Consider the following 19,636-nt stretch of genomic DNA (forward strand, 5'->3'; position numbering starts at 1 on the left):
CGGTTTCCTTCTCTCAAATCAAGGTCTCGTCACGACGCGATGGCGGGGGCCGGCGGGGGCGTCCTGCAAGGGACGCCCCGCCGGCCTCCCGTCAGACCTCTTCGACGCTGCTCGGCTCGCGCCGCGACAGGTCGATGCCCAGCTCCTCGGCCGCCCGGAAGACGTCCTCGTCGGTCTCGCGCATCTCGATCGACATGCCGTCGCTCGAGAGCACCTCGACGTTCAGGCAGAGCGACTGCATCTCCTTGATGAGCACCTTGAACGACTCAGGAATGCCCGGCTCGGGGATGTTCTCGCCCTTGACGATGGCCTCGTAGACCTTCACGCGGCCGAGGACGTCGTCGGACTTGATGGTCAGCAGCTCCTGCAGGGCGTACGACGCGCCGTACGCCTCGAGCGCCCAGACCTCCATCTCACCGAAGCGCTGGCCACCGAACTGGGCCTTACCGCCGAGCGGCTGCTGGGTGATCATGGAGTACGGGCCGGTCGAGCGAGCGTGGATCTTGTCGTCGACCAGGTGGTGGAGCTTCAGGATGTAGATGTAGCCGACCGAGACCGGGGCGGGGAACGGCTCGCCGGAGCGCCCGTCGAACAGCCGGGCCTTGCCCGAGCTGCCGATGAGGCGGACCCCGTCACGCGTGGGCGTGGTGGAGTCGAGCAGGCCGGTGATCTCCTCCTCGCGGGCACCGTCGAAGACCGGGGTCGCGACGTTGGTCCCGGCAGGCGCGGAGTCGGCGCCGATCGAGCGCAGCGAGGCCTTCCACGACTCGCCGGGCTCGTCCTCGCCCTCGACGTTCCAGCCTGTCTTGGCCACCCAGCCCAAGTGGGTCTCCAGCACCTGCCCGACGTTCATGCGGCCGGGCACGCCCAGCGGGTTGAGCACGATGTCGACCGGCGTGCCGTCCTCGAGGAACGGCATGTCCTCGACCGGGAGGATCTTGGAGATGACGCCCTTGTTGCCGTGCCGGCCCGCGAGCTTGTCGCCGTCGGTGATCTTGCGCTTCTGGGCGACGTAGACGCGGACCAGCTGGTTGACGCCCGGCGGGAGCTCGAAGCCCTCGTCACGGTCGAAGACACGCACGCCGATGACCTTGCCGGACTCCCCGTGCGGCACCTTGAGGCTGGTGTCGCGGACCTCTCGCGCCTTCTCACCGAAGATCGCGCGGAGCAGGCGCTCCTCCGGCGTCAGCTCGGTCTCGCCCTTCGGCGTGACCTTGCCGACCAGGATGTCGCCGGTGACGACGTCGGCGCCGATGCGGATGATGCCGCGCTCGTCGAGGTCGGCGAGGACCTCCTCGGAGACGTTCGGGATGTCCCGGGTGATCTCCTCGGGGCCGAGCTTGGTGTCGCGGGCGTCGACCTCGTGCTCCTCGATGTGGATCGAGGAGAGGACGTCGTCCTGCACCAGGCGCTGGCTGAGGATGATCGCGTCCTCGTAGTTGTGGCCCTCCCACGACATGAACGCCACGAGGAGGTTCTTGCCGAGCGCCATCTCGCCCTGGTCCGTGCAGGGACCGTCGGCGATGACCTGGCCCTCCTCGAGCCGCTGGCCCTCGTCCACGATCGGGCGCTGGTTGAAGGCCGTGCCCTGGTTGGAGCGACGGAACTTCTGCACCCGGTACGTCTGGTAGGTGCCGTCGTCGTTGGCGACCGTGATGTAGTCGGCCGAGACCTCCTGCACCACGCCGGCCTTCTCGGCCACGATGACGTCGCCCGCGTCCTTGGCGCCGCGGTACTCCATGCCGGTGCCCACCAGCGGGGACTCGCTGCGCAGCAGCGGGACCGCCTGGCGCTGCATGTTCGCCCCCATGAGCGCGCGGTTGGCGTCGTCGTGCTCGAGGAACGGGATCATCGCCGTCGCGACCGACACCATCTGGCGCGGCGAGACGTCCATGTAGTCGACCTCGTCGGCCGGGATGAACTCGACCTCGCCGCCCTTGCGGCGGACGAGCACGCGGGCCTCGGCGAACGAGCCGTCCGGGTTCAGCGGGGCGTTCGCCTGCGCGATCGTGTGCTCGTCCTCCTCGTCCGCGGTGAGGTAGTCGACGTCGTCGCTGACGCGGCCGTCGACCACCTTGCGGTACGGGGTCTCGACGAACCCGAACGCGTTGATCCGGGCGTACGTCGCGAGCGAGCCGATCAGGCCGATGTTCGGGCCTTCAGGGGTCTCGATCGGGCACATGCGCCCGTAGTGGCTCGGGTGGACGTCACGGACCTCCATGCCCGCACGCTCGCGGGACAGGCCGCCGGGGCCGAGCGCCGAGAGCCGGCGCTTGTGCGTGAGGCCGGCGACCGGGTTGGTCTGGTCCATGAACTGGCTGAGCTGGGAGGTCCCGAAGAACTCCTTGATGCTCGCCACGACCGGCCGGATGTTGATCAGGGTCTGCGGCGTGATCGCCTCGACGTCCTGGGTCGTCATGCGCTCGCGGACGACGCGCTCCATCCGGGACAGGCCGGTGCGGACCTGGTTCTGGATGAGCTCGCCGACCGTGCGCAGGCGACGGTTGCCGAAGTGGTCGATGTCGTCGACCTCGACCCGCACGGGGCCGCGCGCGGAGTCGATCGTCGGCTGGCCCGCGTGCAGGGCGACGAGGTACTTGATCGTGGCGACGATGTCGTCCACGGTCAGCACGCCGGCGCCGATCTCGCCCTCGGTGCCGATCTTCTTGTTCACCTTGTAGCGGCCGACCTTGGCCAGGTCGTAGCGCTTGGGGTTGAAGTAGAGGTTCTCCAGCAGCGTCTGCGCGGCCTCACGGGTCGGCGGCTCACCCGGGCGCAGCTTGCGGTAGATGTCGAGCAGCGCGTCGTCCTGCCCGGTGGTGTGGTCCTTCTCGAGCGTCGAGCGCATCGACTCGAACTCGCCGAACTCCTCGAGGATCCTCGCGTCGTCCCAGCCGAGGGCCTTGAGCAGGACCGTGACCGACTGCTTGCGCTTGCGGTCGACGCGGACGCCGACCTGGTCGCGCTTGTCGATCTCGAACTCGAGCCACGCGCCGCGGCTCGGGATGATCTTGGCGCCGAAGACGTCCTTGTCCGAGGTCTTGTCCAGCGTCTTGTCGAAGTAGACGCCCGGCGAGCGGACCAGCTGGGACACGACGACACGCTCGGTGCCGTTGATGATGAACGTGCCCTTGTTGGTCATGAGCGGGAAGTCACCCATGAACACCGTCTGCGACTTGATCTCGCCGGTGTTGTTGTTCATGAACTCGGCCGTGACGAACAGCGGCGCCGAGTAGGTGATGTCGCGCTCCTTGCACTCCTCGACGGAGTACTTGGGCTCGTAGAACTCGGGGTCCGAGAACGACAGGGACATCGTCCCCTGGAAGTCCTCGATCGGGCTGATCTCCTCGAAGATCTCCTGGAGACCGGACTTCTCCGGGACGAGGAGGCCGTCGGCCCGCATCGCCTCGACGCGGGCCTTCCACTTCGCGTTGCCGAGCAGCCAGTCGAAGCTGTCGGTCTGCAGCGCGAGGAGGTTCGGGACCTCAAGCGGCTCGCGGATCTTGGCGAAGGAGATACGGGTGGGAGCGGTGCTCTCCCAGTTGTTCAACTGCTGGTTGGTGCCGGGTTCTGCAGTGCGCGGGGCGGCCAAGAGGGGTCCTTCCGAGGCTCGGAGCTCGAGGCAGACAGGCGAGCCCGGCCCCCCACCTCCGACGGCACGAGCCTGTCGGGGCATCTGAGGTACATCGGGCAGCGCAAAGCGTCAGCATACCCTCACGGGCAGGCTGACGCAAGCCCCGGCGTCGCTACGCGCGGTTCCCTCCCGGCGGCCGTACGGCCACCGCAGGCTTCGCACGCTCCTCCTGCGAACTTCCCACACCGGGCCCGGCGCCCCGTCGGAGGCTCTCGCCCCGTACGGGCCGGCGTTCCGGTCCGGCGGCAAGAGGATTACTCCCCGACCGTGTCCCGGTCAAGCGCATCGCCGCAAGTGCACCCTCGCCGTCCCGCTCCGGCGACGGCGAGTCACTGCGGGTCACCGCTGATCGCGTCCTACCCAGGGCGGGCCGGCCGGGAAACCGTGGCGCACTCCACTGGCCGACGGGCAGCTCCGCCACCGCGGCCGCCCGAGGGGCCGGAACGCAGCGAGCCGCCCACCCCCGCGACGGGGATGGGCGGCTCGGTCCCGCGTGCCCGGACGAGCCGGGCGGCGAGAGGGGGCTTACTTGACCGAGACCGAAGCGCCGGCGCCCTCGAGGGCAGCCTTGGCCTTGTCGGCGGTCTCCTTGTTGACCTTCTCCAGGACGGGCTTCGGCGCGCCGTCGACCAGGTCCTTGGCCTCCTTGAGGCCGAGGTTCGTGAGGCCACGGACCTCCTTGATGACCTGGATCTTCTTGTCGCCGGCCGACTCGAGGATGACGTCGAACTCGTCCTTCTCCTCGGGGGCGTCGGCGGCCGCGCCGCCGCCAGCGGCGCCGGGCGCAGCCGCGACCGCGACCGGGGCAGCGGCGGTGACGCCGAAGGTCTCCTCGAACTGCTTCACGAACTCGCTGAGCTCGATGAGCGTGAGCTCCTTGAACGCGTCGAGCAGCTCTTCGGTGCTGAGCTTCGCCATGGTGGCGGGTCCTTCCTAACGGTGGGGGAAAGCGATGTCTGCGGAGCGTCGGGCCGTGCGGCCCGACCTCGGGGTCAGGCCTCGGCCGGAGCCTCGGCCGGCGCGTCCGCCTCGTCGGCTGCGGCGGGCGCAGCCTCCTCGGCGGGAGCACCCTCGGCCTGCTTGGCGCGCAGCGCGTCGGCCAGCCGGGCAGCCTGCGACAGCGGCGCCTGGAACAGCGCAGCCGCCTTGGCCATGGTCGCGTTCATCGCGCCGGCAGCCTTGGCGAGGAGGACCTCACGGGACTCGAGGTCCGCGAGCTTGGAGATGTCCTCCGCCGAGATCGGGCGGCCGTCGAGCACGCCGCCCTTGATGATGAGCAGGGGGTTCGCGCGGGCGAAGTCACGCAGGCCCTTGGCGGCCTCGACCGGCTCGCCCTTGACGAACGCCACGGCCGAGGGGCCGGCCAGCAGGTCGTCGAGGCCGTCGATGCCCGCGTCACGGGCAGCGATCTTGGTCAGCGTGTTCTTCACCACGGCGTACGTCGCACCGTCGCCGAGCGACCGGCGCAGCTCCTTGAGCTGGGCGACGGTGAGACCGCGGTACTCGGTGAGCACCGCCGCGGACGAGCTGCGGAAGTGCTCCGTCAGCTCGGCGACGGCGGCTGCCTTGTCGGGCCTCGCCATGGGTCTCCCTTCGGGTGCCGGCACTCGAACAACCCGCGGAGACGACGAACGCCCCGGCGCGCGGCGCACGGGGCGTGGGACGACGGCACACTGACGTGGTCGTCGAGCACTTCCGGTCACCTGCGCGGGTCGCCCGCGGTTGCGGGGCTTTCGGCTCCCCACCCTGGCGACGGGCGTCGCGGAGGCAGGCAGCGGCCAGCGGTCTTCGGCGTGCTCAGAGTACGTGACGGCGGGGCCGGCGCCAAATGCTCGCTGCACGCGCGACGCCGCGCGCTCGGTGAAGCGGCCCCGCCGTGCCCGGAGGCCCTCCGCACCGCCCCCGCAACGGCGAAGGGGCACCCCCGGACAGGTCCGGCGGCGCCCCTTCGCGGGCCGTGCAGCGGCGTCAGGCCGAGGCAGGGGCCTCGTCCTCGATCACAGCACGACGAGCGGCGTCCAGCGGGATGCCCGGGCCCATCGTCGTCGTGATCGTCGCCTTCTTGATGTAGCGGCCCTTGGCCGCCGAGGGCTTGAGACGGTTGATCTCGTCCATGGCGGCGGCGTAGTTCTCGACCAGCGCACGCTCGTCGAAGCTCGCCTTGCCGATGATGAAGTGCAGGTTCGAGTGCCGGTCGACGCGGAACTCGATCTTGCCGCCCTTGATGTCGCTGACGGCCTTGGCCACGTCCGCGGTGACGGTGCCGGTCTTCGGGTTCGGCATCAGGCCACGCGGGCCGAGGACGCGGCCGAGACGGCCGACCTTGCCCATGAGGTCGGGGGTCGCGACGACGGCGTCGAAGTCGAGGCGGCCCTTCTGGACCTCCTCGATCAGCTCGTCGGCGCCGACGATGTCCGCGCCGGCGGCCTCGGCCTGGGCCGCACGGTCACCGGTGGCGAAGACGAGGACGCGAGCCGTCTTGCCGGTGCCGTGCGGGAGGTTGACCGTGCCGCGGACCATCTGGTCGGCCTTGCGCGGGTCGACGCCGAGGCGGAGGGCGACCTCGACCGTGGCGTCGTACTTGACCGTCGAGGTCTCCTTCGCGAGCCGGACGGCCTCGACCGGGCCGTACAGCTTGTCGAAGTCGATCTTCTCGGCCGCAGAGCGGTATGCCTTGCTGCGCTTCACTGCTGCTCCTGAACGTGGGGTGGAGTCGTGGTCAGCGGGCCGCGCGCGGCCCTTCCACGGGAACTGTCGCCGATCGGAACGCTCAGCCCTCGACCGTGATGCCCATCTGACGGGCGGTGCCGGCGATGATCTTCTCGGCGGCGTCGAGGTCGTTGGCGTTGAGGTCGGGCATCTTGGTCTGCGCGATCTCACGGACCTGGTCGCGCGTCAGCTTGGCGACCTTGGTCTTGTGCGGCTCGCTGGAGCCCTTCGGGATCCCGGCGGCGGCAAGGATGAGCTTCGCGGCCGGCGGCGTCTTGGTGATGAACGTGAACGAGCGGTCCTCGAACACGCTGATCTCGACGGGGACGACCTGTCCGCGCTGGGCCTCCGTCGCGGCGTTGTACGCCTTGACGAACTCCATGATGTTGACGCCGTGCTGACCGAGCGCCGGGCCGACCGGCGGCGCGGGCGTGGCCGCGCCGGCCTGGATCTGCAGCTTGATGATGGCTGCAAGCTTCTTCTTGGGGGGCATCTTTCGCGTCCTTCGATCTTCTGCGCTTGTTGGTGGGCCGGCTCAGATCTTCTGGATCTGGCTGAACGGGAGCTCGACCGGGGTCTCACGGCCGAAGATCTCGACGAGGGCACGCACCTTGCGGGCGTCCACGTCGATCTCGGTGATCGTGGCGTGCAGCGTGGCGAACGGGCCCTCGTTGACCATGACCGAGTCGCCCACGGAGAAGTCCACGACCTTGACCTCGGGGGCGGCGGCACCGCTGGTCCCGGGTCGCTTCTCCTCGGGCTTGGGCGCGATCATCCGCCCGACCTCGTCGAGGCTGAGCGGCGTCGGGGAGTGGGTGTGCCCCACGAAGCCGGTCACGCCGGGGGTGTTGCGCACCGCGCCCCACGACTCGTCCGTGAGGTCCATGCGGACCAGGACGTAGCCGGGGAACTTGTTGCGCCGGACCTGCTTGCGCTGGCCGTTCTTGATCTCGGTGACCTCTTCCATGGGCACCTCGATCTGGAAGATGAAGTCCTCCATGTTCAAGCTCGAGATGCGCTGCTCGAGGTTGGACTTCACCCGGTTCTCGTAGCCCGCGTAGGAGTGCACGACATACCAGTCGCCGGGCGCCCGCCGCAGTGCGGTGTAGAACGCCTCGACCGGGTCCTCGTCCTCCTCGGGCTCGGCCGCAGCCTCAGCGCCGGTCCCCGGGCCGGTCTCCGGGCCGGTCTCCGGGCTGGTCTCCGGGCTGGTCTCGGCGCTCGCGTCGCCGGGGCCCTCGACCGAGTCGGCCGACGCGTCCGCGAAGCCGCCCTCGGCCAGCTCGTCCTGGGTCGCGCCGGAGACCGCGGCGCCCTCGACGTAGCCGCTGGTCGCGTCGGTGGTGCCGCCCAGCTCGTCGGTGCCGGTGCCCAGGTCGTCGCCGGGGTCGGCCGCCGTGTCGTCGATCCCGACGCCCGCCGCGTAGGGCGAGACCCGCGGCGCGACGCCCTCGGCGTCGGCGACCTCGGCGTTCTCGCTGCGCTGCAGGCCGTACTCGGGGTCCTCCGGAGCGGTCTGCTCGAAGGGGCTCTGGGACACGTTCGGCTACCTCGGTTCGGTGCGGGTGCTGGGACGTCGGGACTGCGTACGGCCGGAGCCGGGGGCGCGCTGGTCGGCGCGAGCGGTGCGGGCGGCCGGTGGGCTCAGCCGAAGACCCAGAACATGAGCCGGCCGAAGCCGTAGTCCAGGACCGAGATGAGCGCGATCATCACGAGCACGAAGACCAGCACGACGATCGTGTAGTGCGTCAGCTCGGTGCGCGTCGGCCAGATGACCTTGCGCATCTCCGCCACGACCTGGCGGAAGTAGAGCGAGGTCCGGGCCACCGGCGAGGGCCGGCGCTCGCCCCGGTCCGAGCGGTCCCGCGCGGCGACGGAGCCGTCGCGGCCGTCGTCGCCGGTCTCGCGCTCGGGGACGGCGCTTCCGTCGTGCAGCTCGGTCACGCGTCGGCTCCAGTGCTTCTCGGTGGGCTTCCGGGGCTGCCCGGTGGCGCTCACGTTGTCGTATGTCGCTGTCGAATGCTGCTGTTCGGGTGGTGCTGTTCGGGTGGTGCTGCCGCCGGCTCCCGCGAGCGAGGAAGCCTGCGGCATCCTCGCCGTACGGGGCGCGCCGCGGTCCGCATCCACCCCACCGGGCTCGTTGCTGGTGCACGAGGTGGACCGAGGGCACGCGGGCGCGCGACAGCGCCGACGGGCCAGTGTACGGCGCAGCGGGCGTTCAGGTCGAACGCCGGGGAAACCCGGCCTGCTCGGGCGGCAGCCGTCGGGCCGATCCGACGGCCTGCCGGGGCAAACTGCTCGGCGGCCCGTCGGCGCGGCGTGAAAGCATCTGCCCATGAGTGCGCTAGCCGGCCAGCCCCCGACGTCCCCTGCCTCCCGCCGCGTGTCCCAGCGGCTCGCTGCGATCACCGAGTCGGCCACCCTGGCCGTCGACGCGAAGGCCAAGGCGCTGAAGGCGGCCGGCCGCCCGGTCATCGGCTTCGCCGCCGGGGAGCCGGACTTCCCCACGCCCGAGCACATCGTCGAGGCCGCGGTCCGCGCCTGCACCGACCCGCGCATGCACCACTACACCCCCGCCGCGGGCCTGCCCGAGCTGCGCGAGGCCGTCGCCGCCAAGACCGCCCGCGACTCCGGGCTCATGGTGGCCGCCTCGCAGGTCCTCATCACCAACGGCGGCAAGCAGGCCGTCTACAACGCCTTCGCGGCCCTGCTCGACCCGGGCGACGAGGTGCTCGTGCCCGCGCCGTACTGGACGACGTACCCCGAGAGCATCAAGCTCGCCGGCGGGGTGCCGGTCGACGTGCCGAGCGACGAGAGCACCGGCTACCGGGTGAGCGTCGAGCAGCTCGAGGCGGCGCTCACCGAGCGCACCAAGGTGCTGCTCTTCGTCTCGCCCTCGAACCCCACGGGCGCCGTCTACTCCCCCGGGGCCGTCGCCGAGATCGGCCGCTGGGCCGCGCAGAAGGGGCTGTGGGTCGTCACCGACGAGATCTACGAGCACCTGGTCTACGGCGAGGCTCGCTTCAGCTCGATCTCGGTCGCCGTCCCCGAGCTCGCCGACCGCACCGTGGTCGTCAACGGCGTCGCGAAGACGTGGGCGATGACCGGCTGGCGCGTCGGCTGGCTGATCGGGCCGAAGGACGTGGTGAAGGCCGCGGCCGACCTGCAGTCCCACGCGACGTCCAACGTGGCGAACGTGTCCCAGGCCGCGGCGCTCGCCGCCGTCACCGACGACCTGTCCGCGGCACGCGAGATGCGGGTCGCGTTCGACCGCCGCCGTCAGACGATGGTGCGGATGCTCAACGAGGTCCCCGGCTTCGTCTGCCCGGAGCCCGAGGGGGCGTTCTACTGCTACCCCTCGGTCAAGGGCGCGCTCGGCCGGGAGATCCGCGGCCGGCGGGTGGAGACGTCCGCGCAGCTCTGCGAGGTCGTGCTGGAGGAGGCCGAGGTGGCGATGGTGCCGGGCGAGGCGTTCGGCACCCCGGGCTACGTGCGGCTGTCCTACGCGCTGGGTGACGGGGACCTCGCCGAGGGCGTCGGCCGGGTCCAGCGGCTGCTCGGCGAGACGAGCTGACGCCCTGACCGCACACCGACCCGCAGGTGGGCCGACCGGCCGGCGTGACCTCAACCGGCTTCCCAAGGCCCATCTGCACCTGCACTTCACCGGCTCGATGCGGCACCGCACCCTCGTCGAGCTGGCCTACCGGGCCGGCGTACGCCTCCCCCCGGCGCTGCGCTCGGACGAGCCCCCGCAGTTGACCGACGTGGAGAGCCGCGGCTGGTTCCGGTTCCAGCGGCTCTACGACACCGCGCGCTCGGTGCTGCACACCGAGGACGACGTGCGCCGGCTGCTGCGCGAGGCCGCCGAGGACGAGGCGGCCGAGGGGTCCGGGTGGCTGGAGATGCAGGTGGACCCGTCGGGCTACGGCTCGCGGTTCGACGGCATCACCGCCTTCCTCGAGCTCTTCCTGGACGCAGCGGCCGACGCCGCCGAGCGGGCCGGGATCGGCTTCGGCGTCGTCGTGGCCGCCAACCGCACGCGCCACCCGCTCGACGCACGGACGCTGGCCCGGCTGGCCACCCGCTACGCCGGCCGCGGGGTCGTCGGCTTCGGGCTGTCCAACGACGAGCGGCGCGGCCGGACCGAGGACTTCGCCGCCGCCTTCGCCATCGCGGCTCGCGCCGGGCTACCGGGGGTTCCGCACGGCGGGGAGCTGCTCGGCCCGGCGTCGGTCCGCGCCTGCGTCGACGCGCTCGGCGCCCGCCGGCTCGGCCACGGCGTACGCGCTGCCGAGGACCCGGCCCTGCTCGAGCAGCTGGCAGCGGCCGGCGTGGCCTGCGAGGTCTGCCCGTCCTCCAACGTCAGCCTCGGGGTGTTCGACCGGCCCGGCGACGTGCCCCTGAAGGCGCTGCTCGCCGCCGGGGTGCCGGTCGCGCTCGGCGCGGACGACCCGCTGCTGTTCGGTTCCCGGCTGACGGCGCAGTACGCCCTGGCCCGCGACGCGCACGGCCTCGACGACGCGGCGCTGGCCGGGCTGGCCCGCAGCTCGATCACGGCGTCCTTCGCCCCGCAGGACGTCAAGGACCGGCTGCTCAAGGGCGTCGACGGCTGGCTGGCCGCCCCGCCCCCACCGTCGTACCCCGCTGACGAGCCTGTCCTACGCACCCCCGCTCCCCCTTCCCGGGCCTCCCGCCGCTGATCAGGCACGACCCGGTCGGTTCTCCACAGCGGGTGGTGCCTGTGGAGTACTGGCCGGGTGTGCCTGATCAGCGCGATGTCGGTGGTGTGTGGAGGGGACGCGGTGGTCTCAGCCGGGGGGAGGGCAGCGGAGGGCTAGAGCTCCAGGCCGACCAGCACCGGCTCGGGGACCAGCTCGATCCCGAAGCGGGCGCGCACGCCGTCGCGGACCTCGCGGGCGAGCGCGGCCAGGTCAGCGGCCGAGGCGCCGCCGCGGTTGGTGAGGGCCAGGGTGTGCTTGGTGGAGAGCCGGGCGGGGCCGGCGCCGTGCCCTTTGCCGAAGCCGGAGCTCTCGATGAGCCACGCGGCCGGCACCTTGACCAGGCCGTCGCCGGCGGGCCAGCGAGGCGCGCCCTCGGGCAGCGCGGCGGCGGCCTCGGCGTCGAGCACGGGGTTGGTGAAGAACGACCCGGCGCTCCACGTGTCCGGGTCCTCGGCGTCGAGCACCATCCCCTTGGCCGCGCGCAGGGACAGCACGGCCGCGCGGACGTCGGCCAGCGGCGCGCGGGCGTTCAGCTCGACGCCCAGGGCGCGGGCCAGCTCCGCGTAGCGAACCGGGTCGGACAGCGACGCGGGGCGCAGGGCGTACTCCACCGAGAGCACGACGTAGCGCCCGGGCTCCCGCTTGAAGCGGCTGGTGCGGTAGCCGAAGCCGCACTCCCCCACCGGGAAGGTCCGGGTGCGGCGCTCGGCCCGGTCGTACGCCCGGACCCGCTCGACGGTCGAGGCGACCTCCTGGCCGTACGCACCGACGTTCTGGACCGGGGTCGCGCCCGCGGTGCCCGGAATCCCGGACAGGCACTCGACGCCCGCGAGGGAGTCCTCGATCGCGCGCACGACCACCGCGTCCCACTCGGTCCCGGCGGCCACCTGCACGGTGGGGTAGCCGCAGCCGCAGTCGATCACCTCGATGCCACTGGTCGCGACGTGCACGACCGTCCCGGCGAAGCCGGAGTCCGCGACGAGGACGTTGCTGCCTCCGCCGAGGACGAGCACCGGCTCGCCCGCCTCGTCGCAGCCGCGGACGGCGTCGATCAGCTCGGCCTCGCTCGTGGCCCGGACGTAGCGGGAGGCCGGGCCGCCGACGCGCAGGGTGGTGAGGCCGGCCAGCGCCGGGGTGTCAACCGCAGGCGGGGCCGCGGCGAGCTCGGAGGAGGTCACCGACAAACGGTATGCGAGGGCTCAGGCCAGCTGCAGGACGGCGCGAGCCACGCCGAGGACCTTGACCCCGGCGGAGGTGGCGGTGAGCTCGACGCGGACGCGGCCCCCGTCGAGCAGCTCGGTGACGCGGCCGGTCACGACGAGCTCCGCGGTCTCCGGGCCAGGCGGCACCACGACCGGCTTGGTGAAGCGGGTGGAGTACTCGACGACGGCGCCGGGGTCGCCCGCCCAGTCGGTGAGCACGCGGGCGGCCTGGGCCATCGAGAGCATGCCGTGGGCGACGACGCCCGGCAGGCCGATGGCGAGGGCGGCCGCCTCGTCCCAGTGGATGGGGTTGAAGTCCCCGGAGGCGCCCGCGTAGCGGACGAGGTCCCCGCGGCCGAGCCGGACGGTCAGCGCGGGCAGCTCGTCGCCGACGGCCACGCCGGCGACGGGCCGGCGGCTCATGCGGCGCCCTCGGGGGCGCGTACCAGCAGCGAGGACCAGGCCGCGCCCAGCTCCTCGCCGGACTCGGTGCGCAGGTCGACGCGGACCGACAGCAGCGCGTTGCCCCCGACGACACGGACGGACTCGACGGTCGCCGCGCCGCGGACGCGGTCGCCGGCGCGCAGCGGGCGCGTGAGCGCGAACCGCTGGTCGCCGTGGACCACCCGCTCGAGGCCGATGCCCAGGTCGGGGTCGGCCAGCAGCGGGGCCAGCCCGCGCCAGGCGACGAGGAAGGGGAAGGTCGGCGGGGCGACGACGTCCGGATAGCCCAACGCCCGCGCTGCGTCGGGGTCGACGTAGGCGGGCGTGGTGTCGCCGAGGGCCTCGGCCAGCTCGCGGAGCTTCTCGCGCCCCACCTCGTAGGGCGCGGACGCCGGGTAGGCGCGGCCGGTGAGGGAGGAGTCGAGCGGCACGGGGCTGGCAGGAGAGGCGCTGGACCCGAGGGTCAGCGGGTCTCGCGGTGCTCGGTGTGCGTCCGGCAGTTCGGGCAGAACTTCTTCAGCTCGAGCCGGTCGGGGTCGTTGCGGCGGTTCTTCTTGGTGATGTAGTTGCGGTGCTTGCAGACCGTGCAGGCCAGCGTGATCTTCGGACGTACGTCGGTGGCAGCCACGGCGGGTGCAGCCTTCCTTGAGCAACGGATGCGGAACGCGGGGTAGCGGTGACCGGACTTGAACCGGTGACACAGCGATTATGAGCCGCTTGCTCTGCCAACTGAGCTACACCGCCGCGAATGCCTCCCCGGGTGGGGAGGCATTGTCAGAGCCCCAATACGGAATCGAACCGTAGACCTTCTCCTTACCATGGAGACGCTCTGCCGACTGAGCTATTGGGGCACGCGAGGAACGAGGATACACAACGTCGGGGCGGATCGGCGAACCGGTGGTCGAGTCCGTGGCCCGGGCGGTCGGGTTCGGCCGCCGCCCGGGACGTCTCGGCAGGTCAGGGCAGGCGCTCGGCCCGCCCGGCGGTGGGCGACGGGCTCGGGGTGCCCGTGTCGGACGGGGTCGGGGTCGGCGTCGCCGTGGGGGTGGCCGTGGGGCCCCCGCCCTCGATCGTCACGACCGCGGTGTCGGAGCGCCGCGTCACGTCCCCGTCGCACCCGCGGGCGGTCACCCAGGCCCGCAACTGGTGCGTCCCGGCCTTCGCCAGGTCGACCACGCCCTCGGCGACGCCCGGAGCGGGAGCCAGGGTGCAGTCGTCGCTGATGGAGCGCTGGCTCAGCCGCTCGTCCCCGTCGTAGATCGAGACGCTCGCCACCGGGTCCGACCCACCGGACCAGCTGACCCGCCAGGTCACGGTGGCCCCCGTGACCTCGACGGCCAGCGTGACGGCCATGGCCTGCGGCCCGGCCGGAGGGGCGCTGGACGGCGTCGAGGAGGCCGATGAGGACGGTGTCGGCGCAGCGGGCGCGGTCGGCGTCGTCACCGGGGACGGAGGCGTCGTCGGGGTCACCGGCGGGCCGACGGCGCCCTCCGGCGGGCCGGTGGGCACCGGGGCGGTCCCGCCCGGCGTGCCCGTCCCTGCCGTCGCGCCGGGTGCGGGCGCCGTGGGGACGACGAGCACGGAGGGCGGCAGCGTCGGGCTGGGCGACGGGGAGGCGAGGAAGGGCGAGGCGCTCGCCGCCGCTCCCCCGGCGAGGTTGCCCCCGCCGGAGACGCCGCCACGGTCGGCCACGCCCAGCGCCCAGCCGGCGAGCGCCGCCACGGGCACCATCGCCGCCGCCGTGACCGCCAGGCGGCGCGAGGCCCGGTCGTGCCGGGCCCGGGTGAGCACCGCGGCGCTCAGCTCCTGGGCGTCGACGTAGCGCGGGCTCTCGTCGGCCAGCCGGCCGAGGCCTCGGCGCAGCACCTCGTCGACGCCGGCGTCGAACGCGTCGAAGGGGTCGGGGCGGCTCACGGCGCGCCTTTCTCGTGCGGGGTGGGCAGGGGGTGGGCCTCGTCGGCGACCATGGAGCGCAGCCGCGCCATCGCCGCCGAGGCTGTGCTCTTGACCGTGCCCGGCGAGATCCCGAGCGACTCGGCGATGTCCTTCTCGCTCATGTCCTCGTAGAACCGCAGGACTATCACCGCGCGCTGGCGCCGGGGCAGCCCCGCCAGCAGGGTGCGGACGTACTCGCGCTCGTCGGCCGCGCCGTACGGGTCGAGGAGCTCGACGTCGGGCAGGTCGGCCGTGGGGCGCTCGCCGTTCCACTTGCGCTGCCACCAGCGGGTGTAGACGCTGACCATGACCTTGCGGACGTAGGCCTCGGCCGCCGCCTCGTCGCGCAGCGAGGACCAGCGCAGGTAGGTCTTGGTGAGCGCCGCCTGGAGCAGGTCCTCGGCCAGGTGCCGGTCGCCCGTGAGCAGGTACGCGGTCCGCAGCAGGGCCGCGGAGCGCTCGCGCAGGAGCCGGTCGAACGCCTCAGGCGCGCTGTCCATGCGCCTCCCGTCGCCGACCGCCTGCAGTCCCCCGTCCAGTGTCGCTTCCGCAGCTGGACGCGGGGCCAGGGTAGGCGGCGGAGCGGCGCGCGGGGGTGCTCCCCCCGCGACACGCCCGATCACGGCGCCAGACAGTGCCTGCACGTCCAGAAGGAGACATGAGGCAGGCGGTCCGGTTCATCCGCGCCCGCGGCCCGTCGCGTCGCCCGGGGTCAGCCGGTCGGCCGGCCGGGGGTGGCGGCGGCCGTGCGGGCGAGGCCGGGAACGCCGACGGCGCCCGGCCAGGAGGCCGGGCGCCGTCAGTGGTGTGGCAGGTGAAGGATTCGAACCTTCGTAGGCAAAGCCGACGGATTTACAGTCCGCTCCCATTGGCCGCTCGGGCAACCTGCCGTGACCCGCCGCGGCATGTCTGCCCGGTGGGACTGCGGAAGAATAACCGATCGCGGGGAGGCGCGGCGCCACCAGGGCGCGCTCGTGCCCTCCCCGACAGCCGCGCAGAGACCGCACGTGAGGGAGAGGCAGCACCGAAGATGGCCGACTCGTCGTTCGACATCGTGAGCAAGGTGGACCGCCAGGAGGTGGACAACGCGCTCAACCAGACCGCCAAGGAGCTGTCCCAGCGCTTCGACTTCAAGGGCACGGGCGCCTCGATCGCCTGGTCCGGGGAGCGCATCGCGATGAGCGCGGGGTCCGAGGAGCGGCTCAAGGCGGCGCTCGACGTGTTCAAGGAGAAGCTGATCAAGCGCGGCATCTCGCTCAAGGCACTGGACGCCGGCGAGCCGCAGGCCTCGGGCAAGGAGTACAAGCTCACCGCCGACCTCAAGCAGGGCATCGGCCAGGAGGACGCCAAGAAGCTCGGCAAGATCATCCGCGACGAGGGCCCCAAGGGCGTGAAGGCGCAGGTGCAGGGCGAGGAGCTGCGGGTGTCGTCCAAGAGCCGCGACGACCTGCAGGCCGTGATCTCGCTGCTGAAGGGCAAGGACCTCGACATTGCCCTGCAGTTCGTGAACTACCGCTGACCCTGCTCTGGCGCGGCGGGCGGCTCGACGGCAAGACTGCGCCGAGCCGCCCGTCAAGGCGGTCCGCCTGCCCGAGGAGAACCGTGGCCGCCTCCCGTCGCCGGTCGCGTACCGGCACCCGCCTTCCCGCCCCCACCGGCCGGGGGCGTGCCCGAGCTGCGGCGCTGCTCGCCGCGCCCGCCCTGGTCGTCCCGCTGCTGGCGTCTGCCCTGCTGGGGCCGGCAGCCCCCGCCGCTGCCGCGACCGGCCCGCGCACCGTGCCCGCCCCGGCCGTCATGGCGGTGCTCGGCGACTCGATCACCCGCGGGTTCGACAGCTGCGCCGCGCTGCAGGACTGCCCCGAGGCCTCCTGGTCCACGGGGGCGAGCCCTGCGGTCCGCAGCCACGCGAGCCGCATCGCCGCGGTCGCGCCGGGGCTCACGGCGCTCAACCTCGGCGTGACCGGCGCGGCGTCGGCGGCGCTGCCCGCCATGGCCGCGGCCGCGGTCGCGGCCCGCGCCGACTACGTCGAGGTGCTCATGGGCGCGAACGACGCCTGCCGCCCGACCGAGGCGCAGATGACGCCGGTGGCGGCCTTCCGGGCCAACTACCAGGCCGCGCTGGCGCAGCTGGCGGCGAACGGCACACGGGTCTTCGCCGCGTCGATCCCCGACGTGGAGGCCGTGTGGCGGGCCGCGAAGGACGTGCCCGCAGCGCGCGCCGTCTGGGCGACGTTCCGGCTCTGCCAGTCGCTGCTCGCCGACCCGCTCTCGACCGAGCGGGAGGACCGCGAGCGGCGCACCCGGGTCCGCGAGCGCGTGCAGGACTACAACACCGCGATCCAGCAGGCCTGCGCCGCCACGGCGAACTGCCGCTTCGACCACCGTGCGGTCTTCAAGCACAAGCCGACGCTGGCCGAGCTCTCACCGATCGACTTCTACCACCCGAGCGTCGAGGGGCAGCGGCTGCTGTCCGAGCGGACGTGGGAGGAGACGTACCGTTTCCGCCCCGCCGGCTGACGGCGGCTCGCGCTGCCCGGTCCGGGGGAAGGAGGCCGGCTAGCGCTGGTGGCCGGCGATCTCCAGCAGCCGGGCCACCCGCTCCTCGGTCGGCGGGTGCGTGGAGAACAGCCGGGCCGGGCCGTCGGCGCGGAACGGGTTGGCGATCATGAGCGCGCTGGTGGTGCGCAGCCGCGGCTCCGGGACGAGCGGGAGGCGGCGTACGCCCGCCTCGATCTTGCGCAGGGCGCTGGCCAGCGCGAGCGGGTCGCCGGTCACGGCGGCACCCGAGGCATCGGCCTGGAACTCGCGTGCCCGGCTGACGCCGAGCCGGACGAGCGTGGCGGCGACCGGGCCGAGCACGAGCAGCAGGAGCATGCCCAGCGGGTTCACCCCCTCGTCGTCGTCGTCCCCGCCCAAGGGGACGAGCCACGCCAGATGGGCGAGCCAGACCACCACGCTGGCGAGCCCGGCCGCGACCGAGGAGAGCAGGATGTCGCGGTTGTAGACGTGGGAGAGCTCGTGGCCGATCACACCGCGCAGCTCGCGCTCGTCGAGGAGCCCGAGGATCCCCTCGGTCACGCACACCGCCGCGTGCCGCGGGTTGCGCCCGGTGGCGAAGGCGTTGGGCGCTGCGGTCGGCGCGACGTAGAGCCGCGGCATCGGACGGCGCGCAGCCGTGGACAGCTCGCGGACCACCCGGTAGAGGCCCGGGGCCTCGAACTCGCTGACCGGCCGGGCGCGCACCGAGCGCAGCGCGATCGTGGCGCTGGCGAAGTAGGCGACGCCGTTGGTCGCGAGCGCCACCAGCACGGCCGCCGTGAGCCCCGTCGCCCCCCCGACCGCCCGCCCCACGAGCAGGATCAGCGCTGACAGGGCACCGAGCAGGACCGCCGTCCTGACACCGTTGTGGTGCCGATGCACGCGTCACTCCCTCCGACCGGCGCCGCTCGCGCCGCCGATGCGAGAACGCCGCCGCGCGGGCGGGGCGTTCCCCGGCCGGCAGGTCAGTCGTCGGCGGGGGCGCCGGGCAGCGCGGCAGGCGGGACGTCCGCCATCCACTGGCCGAGCCGGTCGCGCTCGTGCACCAGATCGCGCACGTCGAGCGCCGAGTAGCCGGGGTCGGGCGCCCAGAACAGGGCGTCGAACGGGCAGGCCTCGACGCAGATGCCGCAGTACATGCAGAGCCCGTAGTCGATGGCGAACCGGTCGAGCACGTGGACCGAGCGGGGCCGGCCTCCGGGGCCTTCGGCGGGCTGGCGCTCCACGTGCGAGTCGATCTCGATGCACCAGTCGGGGCACTCGCGGACGCAGAGCATGCAGACCGTGCAGTTCTGCTCGAGCAGCGCGATGACGCCGCGACTGCGGTCCGGTGCCGGATAGCTCATCGCTGCCCCCAGGTGCCGGGCTCGGGTACGCCGGGGGGCAGGGTGCGCCGGCGCGCCCGCCCGCTCGGCTCGTGCTCGCCCGGCCACGGCCGGGCCACCCGGCTGGCCAGAACGAAGCCCTTGCGCAGCGGGTGGCCGGCGAAGCCGTCGGGCAGCAGGAGCGGGCGCAGCCCGGGGTGGCCCTCGAAGACGACGCCGAACATCTCGTGGGCCTCCCGCTCGTGCCAGGCGGCGCCGGCGAAGACGTCCACGACGCTGGCGACCTGGGGCGCGGACGGGTCCGTGAGGGTACGCAGCAGCACGCCGTGGCCACGGTGCCCGCCGTCGGGCGCGAGCAGCGAGGCGACGACACGGACGCCCTCGTCGAGCTCGTCGACCGCGGTCAGCCAGTCGAACCACGCGAGCCCGAGCCCGTCACGGGCGGCGAGCAGGCTCTCGCGCCAGCGCGGCGCGGCGACGTCGGCGTACGCCGTGCCGGTGGCGGTGCCCACGGCGAGCAGGGAGTCGCCGAGGGCGGGCTCGAGCGCGGCGCGCAGCTCGGCCTCGGCGACGGGGGCAGCGGCGGTCACGGCAGCAGGGCCTCGAGCTTGGCCAGCCCGTCGGCCAGCGCCTCGGGCCGGGGCGGGCAGCCGGGGACCCAGACGTCGACCGGGAGGAACTGGTCGATGCCCTTGGTCACGCAGTAGGAGTCCCAGTACGGTCCGCCGCTGGTGACGCAGGCCCCGTACGCGACGACCCGCCGCGGCTCGGGGAGCGCGGCGTACGCGTCGAGGACGGCCGGCAGCAGGGTGTCGGTGACAGTGCCGCTCACGAGCAGCACGTGGACCGGAACCGGACCGGGCAGGGTGTCGGCCGCGGCGGACGGGCGCGCGACGGCTGCGGCCACCTCGACCGCGCAGCAGGCGAGCCCGGCGTCCGCCACGTGCAGCAGGTGCCCGCGCCCCCACGGCAGCGGGGCGCGCTCGGCGGGGCCGACCGGGGCGGGGCGGGGGCGCCCCACGGTGGGCAGCGGCAGGAAGGCGGGGCTCACGACCCCTTCAGGTTAACGGCAGCCGAACGTCGCGCCCGGACGAGCTAACGCCGGACGGGACGCGATCAGTCCGGTTA

The 19,636-nt window shown here is 73.0% G+C and carries 20 protein-coding genes, 3 tRNA genes and 1 pseudogene; 4 read left to right on the forward strand and 20 right to left on the reverse strand.

The window, feature by feature from the left end; translation table 11 throughout:
* Positions 1-91: 91 nt before the first annotated feature.
* From rpoB to secE, 7 genes are all read right to left on the reverse strand, one after another.
* Positions 92-3,592 (reverse strand): DNA-directed RNA polymerase subunit beta, encoded by a 3,501-nt coding sequence (gene rpoB, locus G9H72_RS02255; RefSeq protein WP_231126173.1) that lies wholly within the window; start codon positions 3,590-3,592, stop codon positions 92-94.
* A gap of 567 nt (positions 3,593-4,159) precedes the next feature.
* Entirely contained in the window at positions 4,160-4,552 is a 393-nt protein-coding gene (gene rplL, locus G9H72_RS02260; RefSeq protein WP_166166740.1) for a 50S ribosomal protein L7/L12, read from the reverse strand.
* A gap of 74 nt (positions 4,553-4,626) precedes the next feature.
* Complete coding sequence (rplJ, locus tag G9H72_RS02265) at positions 4,627-5,217, reverse strand: 50S ribosomal protein L10 (protein ID WP_166166743.1); 591 nt, start codon at positions 5,215-5,217, stop codon at positions 4,627-4,629.
* A 385-nt stretch (positions 5,218-5,602) separates the two neighbouring features.
* On the reverse strand, positions 5,603-6,322 hold the full coding sequence (gene rplA / locus G9H72_RS02270) for a 50S ribosomal protein L1 (protein ID WP_166166746.1): 720 nt from the start codon (positions 6,320-6,322) through the stop codon (positions 5,603-5,605).
* An 82-nt stretch (positions 6,323-6,404) separates the two neighbouring features.
* Positions 6,405-6,836 (reverse strand): 50S ribosomal protein L11, encoded by a 432-nt coding sequence (gene rplK, locus G9H72_RS02275; protein WP_166166749.1) that lies wholly within the window; start codon positions 6,834-6,836, stop codon positions 6,405-6,407.
* Between the two features lie 42 nt (positions 6,837-6,878).
* Positions 6,879-7,697, reverse strand: a complete 819-nt coding sequence (gene nusG, locus G9H72_RS02280) for a transcription termination/antitermination protein NusG (RefSeq protein WP_166167730.1) — start codon at positions 7,695-7,697, stop codon at positions 6,879-6,881.
* Positions 7,698-7,987: 290 nt separating this feature from the next.
* Positions 7,988-8,287, reverse strand: coding sequence for a preprotein translocase subunit SecE (gene secE / locus G9H72_RS02285; RefSeq protein ID WP_331271898.1), 300 nt, complete (start codon positions 8,285-8,287; stop codon positions 7,988-7,990).
* A gap of 391 nt (positions 8,288-8,678) precedes the next feature.
* Between secE and G9H72_RS02290 the strand changes: the two genes are divergently transcribed.
* Together G9H72_RS02290 and G9H72_RS02295 are read left to right on the forward strand one after the other, a co-directional pair.
* Complete coding sequence (locus G9H72_RS02290; RefSeq protein WP_166166755.1) at positions 8,679-9,917, forward strand: pyridoxal phosphate-dependent aminotransferase; 1,239 nt, start codon at positions 8,679-8,681, stop codon at positions 9,915-9,917.
* Between the two features lie 4 nt (positions 9,918-9,921).
* Positions 9,922-11,043 (forward strand): adenosine deaminase, encoded by a 1,122-nt coding sequence (locus G9H72_RS02295; protein ID WP_166167733.1) that lies wholly within the window; start codon positions 9,922-9,924, stop codon positions 11,041-11,043.
* Between the two features lie 134 nt (positions 11,044-11,177).
* Here G9H72_RS02295 and G9H72_RS02300 read toward each other — a convergent pair whose 3' ends face one another.
* From G9H72_RS02300 to G9H72_RS02340, 9 genes are all read right to left on the reverse strand, one after another.
* Positions 11,178-12,242: a UDP-N-acetylmuramate dehydrogenase gene (locus G9H72_RS02300; RefSeq protein WP_166166758.1), complete on the reverse strand. Its 1,065-nt coding sequence runs from the start codon at positions 12,240-12,242 to the stop codon at positions 11,178-11,180.
* Between the two features lie 21 nt (positions 12,243-12,263).
* Entirely contained in the window at positions 12,264-12,689 is a 426-nt protein-coding gene (locus tag G9H72_RS02305; RefSeq protein WP_166166761.1) for a MaoC family dehydratase, read from the reverse strand.
* On the reverse strand, positions 12,686-13,141 hold the full coding sequence (locus G9H72_RS02310; RefSeq protein ID WP_166166764.1) for an FAS1-like dehydratase domain-containing protein: 456 nt from the start codon (positions 13,139-13,141) through the stop codon (positions 12,686-12,688). The genes G9H72_RS02305 and G9H72_RS02310 overlap by 4 nt, the downstream gene beginning before the upstream one ends.
* A 32-nt stretch (positions 13,142-13,173) precedes the next feature.
* The gene (gene rpmG / locus G9H72_RS21175; RefSeq protein ID WP_166166767.1) at positions 13,174-13,338 is read right to left on the reverse strand and encodes a 50S ribosomal protein L33; all 165 of its coding nucleotides are present in this window, start codon (positions 13,336-13,338) and stop codon (positions 13,174-13,176) included.
* Positions 13,339-13,381: 43 nt separating this feature from the next.
* Positions 13,382-13,454, reverse strand: a tRNA-Met gene (locus tag G9H72_RS02320).
* A 34-nt stretch (positions 13,455-13,488) separates the two neighbouring features.
* Positions 13,489-13,561: transfer RNA gene (locus G9H72_RS02325), tRNA-Thr, on the reverse strand.
* 106 nt (positions 13,562-13,667) lie between these two features.
* A complete protein-coding gene (locus G9H72_RS02330) occupies positions 13,668-14,624 on the reverse strand; it encodes a hypothetical protein (RefSeq protein ID WP_166166770.1) in 957 nt (318 codons plus the stop codon).
* Positions 14,621-15,145, reverse strand: a complete 525-nt coding sequence (locus G9H72_RS02335) for a SigE family RNA polymerase sigma factor (protein WP_166166773.1) — start codon at positions 15,143-15,145, stop codon at positions 14,621-14,623. Before G9H72_RS02335 ends, G9H72_RS02330 begins: the two co-directional genes overlap by 4 nt.
* A 308-nt stretch (positions 15,146-15,453) precedes the next feature.
* A tRNA-Tyr gene (locus G9H72_RS02340) sits at positions 15,454-15,535 on the reverse strand.
* A 140-nt stretch (positions 15,536-15,675) separates the two neighbouring features.
* Here G9H72_RS02340 and G9H72_RS02345 point away from each other — a divergent pair.
* Positions 15,676-16,164: a YajQ family cyclic di-GMP-binding protein gene (locus G9H72_RS02345; RefSeq protein ID WP_166166775.1), complete on the forward strand. Its 489-nt coding sequence runs from the start codon at positions 15,676-15,678 to the stop codon at positions 16,162-16,164.
* Between the two features lie 83 nt (positions 16,165-16,247).
* Complete coding sequence (locus G9H72_RS02350) at positions 16,248-17,162, forward strand: GDSL-type esterase/lipase family protein (protein ID WP_166166777.1); 915 nt, start codon at positions 16,248-16,250, stop codon at positions 17,160-17,162.
* Between the two features lie 39 nt (positions 17,163-17,201).
* Here the strand turns inward: G9H72_RS02350 and htpX are convergent, their stop codons facing one another.
* From htpX to G9H72_RS02370, 4 genes and pseudogenes are all read right to left on the reverse strand, one after another.
* Positions 17,202-18,065, reverse strand: coding sequence for a zinc metalloprotease HtpX (gene htpX / locus G9H72_RS02355; protein WP_166166779.1), 864 nt, complete (start codon positions 18,063-18,065; stop codon positions 17,202-17,204).
* Positions 18,066-18,163: 98 nt separating this feature from the next.
* Positions 18,164-18,529 (reverse strand): annotated as a pseudogene (locus G9H72_RS02360) (4Fe-4S binding protein); the annotation flags it as partial.
* The gene (locus G9H72_RS02365) at positions 18,526-19,098 is read right to left on the reverse strand and encodes an NADH-quinone oxidoreductase subunit C (RefSeq protein ID WP_331271900.1); all 573 of its coding nucleotides are present in this window, start codon (positions 19,096-19,098) and stop codon (positions 18,526-18,528) included. The gene G9H72_RS02365 and the pseudogene G9H72_RS02360, both read right to left, overlap by 4 nt.
* Positions 19,095-19,559: an NADH-quinone oxidoreductase subunit B gene (locus tag G9H72_RS02370; RefSeq protein ID WP_166166783.1), complete on the reverse strand. Its 465-nt coding sequence runs from the start codon at positions 19,557-19,559 to the stop codon at positions 19,095-19,097. Before G9H72_RS02370 ends, G9H72_RS02365 begins: the two co-directional genes overlap by 4 nt.
* Positions 19,560-19,636: the final 77 nt, after the last annotated feature.

Origin of the sequence: Motilibacter aurantiacus, assembly GCF_011250645.1 — a bacterium.
In the GTDB taxonomy this organism is placed as follows: Bacteria; Actinomycetota; Actinomycetes; order Motilibacterales; family Motilibacteraceae; genus Motilibacter_A; species Motilibacter_A aurantiacus.

Bases quoted from the DNA above. Each gene is read 5' to 3' on its own strand.
- rplL (WP_166166740.1), bottom strand. From the start codon at position 4,552: ATGGCGAAGCTCAGCACCGAAGAGCTGCTCGACGCGTTCAAGGAGCTC.
- rplJ (WP_166166743.1), bottom strand. From the start codon at position 5,217: ATGGCGAGGCCCGACAAGGCAGCCGCCGTCGCCGAGCTGACGGAGCAC.
- rplK (WP_166166749.1), bottom strand. From the start codon at position 6,836: ATGCCCCCCAAGAAGAAGCTTGCAGCCATCATCAAGCTGCAGATCCAG.
- G9H72_RS02290 (WP_166166755.1), top strand. From the start codon at position 8,679: ATGAGTGCGCTAGCCGGCCAGCCCCCGACGTCCCCTGCCTCCCGCCGC.
- G9H72_RS02305 (WP_166166761.1), bottom strand. From the start codon at position 12,689: ATGAGCCGCCGGCCCGTCGCCGGCGTGGCCGTCGGCGACGAGCTGCCC.
- G9H72_RS02335 (WP_166166773.1), bottom strand. From the start codon at position 15,145: ATGGACAGCGCGCCTGAGGCGTTCGACCGGCTCCTGCGCGAGCGCTCC.
- G9H72_RS02345 (WP_166166775.1), top strand. From the start codon at position 15,676: ATGGCCGACTCGTCGTTCGACATCGTGAGCAAGGTGGACCGCCAGGAG.